The organism is Priestia sp. P5_B4 (assembly GCF_056400385.1).
Genome location: NZ_JBFULJ010000344.1, coordinates 1 through 3,871, shown reverse-complemented (window position 1 = coordinate 3,871; position 3,871 = coordinate 1). Strand labels below are relative to the sequence as shown.

At 40.8% G+C, this 3,871-nt stretch carries 4 protein-coding genes; 3 read left to right on the top strand and 1 reads right to left on the bottom strand.

All coding sequences use genetic code 11. The features are described 5' to 3' along the window. Window positions 1–1,302, top strand: a 1,302-nt coding sequence (locus AC1DRF_RS18950; RefSeq protein ID WP_477741399.1) for an aminotransferase-like domain-containing protein, incomplete at its 5' end; no start/stop codon positions are given. 205 nt (window positions 1,303–1,507) lie between these two features. Here AC1DRF_RS18950 and AC1DRF_RS18945 read toward each other — a convergent pair. After that, the gene (locus tag AC1DRF_RS18945) at window positions 1,508–1,708 is read right to left on the bottom strand and encodes a cold-shock protein (RefSeq protein ID WP_013057405.1); all 201 of its coding nucleotides are present in this window, start codon (window positions 1,706–1,708) and stop codon (window positions 1,508–1,510) included. A gap of 348 nt (window positions 1,709–2,056) precedes the next feature. Between AC1DRF_RS18945 and AC1DRF_RS18940 the strand changes: the two genes are divergently transcribed. Beyond that, window positions 2,057–2,935: an NAD(P)-dependent oxidoreductase gene (locus AC1DRF_RS18940; RefSeq protein WP_477741398.1), complete on the top strand. Its 879-nt coding sequence runs from the start codon at window positions 2,057–2,059 to the stop codon at window positions 2,933–2,935. Between the two features lie 23 nt (window positions 2,936–2,958). Next, window positions 2,959–3,753 (top strand): SGNH/GDSL hydrolase family protein, encoded by a 795-nt coding sequence (locus AC1DRF_RS18935; RefSeq protein ID WP_028408234.1) that lies wholly within the window; start codon window positions 2,959–2,961, stop codon window positions 3,751–3,753. The last annotated feature ends 118 nt before the right edge of the window (window positions 3,754–3,871 follow it).

Sequence of the window (3,871 nt, the reverse complement as noted above, 5' to 3'; positions counted from 1 at the left end):
GAGCTAAACGTGAACAGAAGCACGGTAGTAGCTGCTTATGAAGAACTGCAGGCACTTGGAATCGTAGAACGTAAAAAAGGAAGCGGCACGCGAGTTAGTTCGAGCATCTGGGGAATTTCCCGTAAACGTATTCCAAACTGGGGAAGATATGTAGAAGACGGTTCATTTTTGCCTAATTTACCGCTCGTACAGCGAATAAGAAGCGAAGCTTTGCGAACAGACTTTGTAAACTTAGCGAGCGGAGAATTAGCGCCTAGCTTATTTCCAAGTGAAGATTTTCAGCGAATATTAGCGGGCATGCCGTTTAATGAGCATTTAGGCTATGATCATCCTCACGGCAATGAACGTCTGCGTGACGCTATTGCTGCTCATGTTCATGAGTACCGGAAAATCTCCACCGATGCTAATTCCATTTTAATCACATCAGGTGCACAGCAAGCACTTCATTTGATTGTTCAGTGTTTGTTAAAACCAGGAGATGCAGTAGCGATTGAAGATCCGTCCTATAGCTATTCACTGCCGCTTTTTCAATCAGCAGGTTTACGAACGTTTTTGCTGCCTGTAGATAAAAATGGAGCCAACCCGGACGACTTAGTAGAATTACATAAAAAGCATCGCATTCGTATGGTTTTTTTAAATCCGTATTATCAAAACCCGACCGGTATTGTGTTATCAGAAGCGCGTCGAAAGCGGTTTTTAGAGCTTTCTTCAGAATACGGCATTCCGCTTATTGAAGATGATCCTTATTCACTCACGGCATTTGACGGAAATGTACATCAAACGCTGAAATCGATGGACGAGAACGAAAATGTCCTCTATATCAGCTCGCTTTCTAAAATTGTGGCATCGGGCCTTCGAATTGGCTGGATAGTGGGGCCAGAGCAAGTGATTCAGCGCCTGGCAGACGCTAAGCAGCAAATTGACTTTGGCCACAGCATCTTTCCGCAGTGGATTGCTTATCAATTCTTAGATTCTCCTACGTTTTCTTCGCATATTGAAAAGCYTAGACAAGAGCTCAAAAAGCAAGAGTATGCCCTGTCGTCGAGTCTGAACGAATTGCTCGGATCAAAAGTATCTTTCGATTCGCCTCAAGGCGGGATTCACTTATGGTGCAAAGTGAATCAGCCGGTCGATGACTATCGTCTATTGGAAGAATCGCTTAAAAGAGGAGTGGCTTTTGTACCAGGAAGCGTGCTGAGTTCTCAAAGCGGAGCTATTCGCTTTACGTTTGGCAGAGGGGAAGAAGAGGTCATTCGAGAAGGAATCAAACGATTTGCGAGCGCCCTAGAGAGTCTGGAATAGCTATAATCATAGGTAAACGTGCCGGATGAAAGTTTTATTTTATTATTTCGTATAGATTGTTATGATCTTGTGCTATACTAAGAGTACCATTAACTTTACTTCTGTATTTGTACCGACTGGCCCTGTTGAAAAACGGGGCTTTTTTTATGTTTGTACACAAAAAAACAGATCCTTTAAAGGRTCTGTTTCTGATATGTTGTGTTTCTTATGCTTTTTGAACGTTAGCAGCTTGAGGTCCGCGTTGACCTTGTTCTACGTCRAATGTTACAGCTTGACCTTCGTCTAAAGATTTGAAGCCTTCGCTTTGGATTGCTGAGAAGTGTACGAATACATCGTCTCCACCTTCGCGCTCGATGAATCCAAAACCTTTTTCTGCGTTAAACCATTTTACTTTACCTTGTTCCATAATTGTTGCCTCCTCGTGCGGACTCGCACATTGTGGTACTATTCTTGCTCAAATCTAAAGACGAAAAGTGACAATACTCATACATCCCCACCGAACAAAAATAATTCTCTTACATCTTAGCAGAAATTTCCTATGTTTGCAAGCGCTTTATTTAAAAACCATTCGTATTTTTTAGACAAGTTTTTTATAAATCATGTCTAAAAAATGTCACATTTTGAACATTATAGAAAGGCTATTCTTTGTATTCGCTTTTACTGTAGTTATATAATAATGAAAATATGCTTTTTCTAAAGATAGACGACAAGCATAAGAAACGTACATACTGAGTGCTGAAATGGAGTGGTAAAGATGAAGGTGGRTTTAATTGGTTTAGGAAATATGGGATTACCGATGGCGGAAAATATGATAAAGGCGGGTCATGAACTTGTTATTTATAACCGCACTGCTTCGAAGGCGGAAAGTCTTGTGAAAAAAGGAGCAAAGGTTGTGGAGACACCTGCCCAAGCAGCACAAGAAGCGAATCTTGTCTTTACGATTCTTTCAAATGATGAGGCTTTAGAAGAAGTAACGCTTTCAGAAGCCGGTGTACTTGCAGGCCTYCAAGAAGGTGGTATTCACGTCTCTGTGAGTACTATTAGCGTAGATTTGTCGGAAAAATTAACAAGCGCACATGCTGCATCAGGACAGCATTTTGTTGCAGCGACTGTTTTAGGTCGACCCGACGCAGCAGCAGCCGCGGCTCTCAAAGTAATAGTTGCAGGTAATAAAGAAGCAAGAGAGCACGTTTGGCCGCTGTTTGAAGCGATTGGTCAAACTATTTTCACTGTAGGAGACGAGCCTTACTTATCAAATGTAGCTAAGCTTGGCAATAATTTYTTATTAGTATCGATGTTAGAAGCTGTTTCTGAAGCAGTAGTCATGGTAGAACAGTATGGCATGCAAGCGGAGGAGTTTCTTGAAGTGGTTAATAGCTTATTTGCATCTCCTGTGTATAAAAATTACGGCAATTTAATTGCTAAAAGAGACTTTGATCCGGCCGGGTTCAAGCTGGAGCTTGGACTAAAGGATGTAAACCTGGCTATTGATGCAGCCAAAAAAGTGTCCGCTCCGCTTCCGTTAGGAGAGCTTGTGAAAGGTCATTATGAACAAGGAATCGAAAATGGCTGGGGTCATTTAGACTGGTCCGCTTTACTAAAAACAGTTGAAGCTCTAAAAAAAGATAACTAAAAAGACGAAAAGGAGTGCAGCCAGTGAAAGCGAAAGGAAAGTGGGTATGGATTGTATCCTTGATTTCGATTATTTCGTGTCTGCTGTTTGCAGCGGGGCTTGGAATGTCTATTTATGATTATGTTAGCGCCTCAAAAGCTACTGTAAAAGAAATGCCAAAGCCAAAGCAAGAAACAAGCAGCAGTAACAAAAGTACAAAGAATTATACGATTGTCGCTTTAGGTGATTCACTGACAAGAGGAACAGGAGATGCAGCGGGAAAAGGGTACGTTGGGTATTTAAAAGATAATCTTGAAGAAAAAACGAAGAAGAAAATTCTCTTAAGTAACTTTGGAATAAAAGGTCAAACGTCTTCGCAGCTGGCAAGTCAAGTAAAGCAGCAGGAAATTCAGCGGCAGGTTAAGTCGGCAGATACCGTGCTGATCACCATTGGAGGAAATGACTTATTTCAAGGCGGACAAACGCTGCAGAACTTAAATAAAAACAATATTCAAAAGCTAGAAAATGACTATTTAAAAAACGTAGACAGCATCTTAAAAAGCATCCGATCGGCAAATAAAGACGCGACGATTTTTTTAATTGGTTTATATAATCCGTTTAGTAACCTGCAAGATGCAAAAACGACAACGGCTATTGTACGAGAATGGAATTACAAAAGCAGTGAATTAAGTGCTAATTATAAGCAAACTGTTTTTGTTCCGACCTTTGATTTGTTTCAGCTAAAGGTAGATGACTACTTATATACTGATAAGTTTCATCCTAATGCAAAAGGCTACAAGCTGATCGCAGAACGTGTAGCATCGCTTATTACGTGGTAAGGGAGGGAATGATATGAGTGAAGTAACGCTTTCAGTAAAAGGACTGAAAAAAGTAATAGGAAAACGAGAGATTATCAAAAATATTGATTTTGAACTAAAAAGAGGCGAAGTGTTCGGC